Origin of the sequence: Streptomyces sp. NRRL F-5650 (assembly GCF_000721365.1) — a bacterium.
Lineage (GTDB): Bacteria > Actinomycetota > Actinomycetes > Streptomycetales > Streptomycetaceae > Streptomyces > Streptomyces ardesiacus.
Window position 1 is genome coordinate 1 of the sequence record NZ_JOGV01000156.1, and the last position, 494, is coordinate 494.

At 70.6% G+C, this 494-nt stretch carries 1 protein-coding gene and 1 pseudogene; both read left to right on the forward strand.

From position 1 onward, the window contains the following. Window positions 1-57: 57 nt before the first annotated feature. Window positions 58-225: pseudogene (locus tag IG88_RS45420) on the forward strand (SpnB-like Rossmann fold domain-containing protein); the annotation flags it as partial. Between the two features lie 51 nt (window positions 226-276). Continuing rightward, window positions 277-494, forward strand: a 218-nt coding sequence (locus IG88_RS45200) for a KR domain-containing protein (protein WP_324609026.1), incomplete at its 3' end; no start/stop codon positions are given.

Sequence of the window (494 nt, forward strand, 5' to 3'; positions counted from 1 at the left end):
CTCGCGCGCGTTCAGGAGTGGCTTGCCGACGAGGCGCTCGTCGACGCGAGGCTCGTCGTGGTCACCCGTGGTGCCGTCGCGGTGTCGGGCGGCGAGCGGGTGGATCTTGTGCAGGCGGCTGTGCGTGGTCTTCTGCGTTCTGTGCAGTCGGAGCATCCTGGGCGGTTTGTGCTGGTGGATGCGGGGGGTGGGGCGGGGGGTGTTCCGGTGGCTGTGGTGGCTGCGGCTGTTGCTGGGGGTGAGCCGGAGTTTGCCTGGCGTGGTGGGGAGGTGTGGGTGCCGAGGCTGGCCTTGGCCGGTGTGGATGCTGCTGCTGTTTCCGGTGGTGGTGGGTCGTGGTCGGGTGGTGGTTCGGTGTTGGTGACGGGTGGCACCGGTGTGGTGGGGGCCGCGGTGGCGCGGCATCTGGTGGCGGTGCACGGTGTGCGTGATCTCGTGCTGGCGAGCCGGCGTGGTGAGGACGCGCCGGGGGTCGTTGAGCTGGTGGGGGAGCT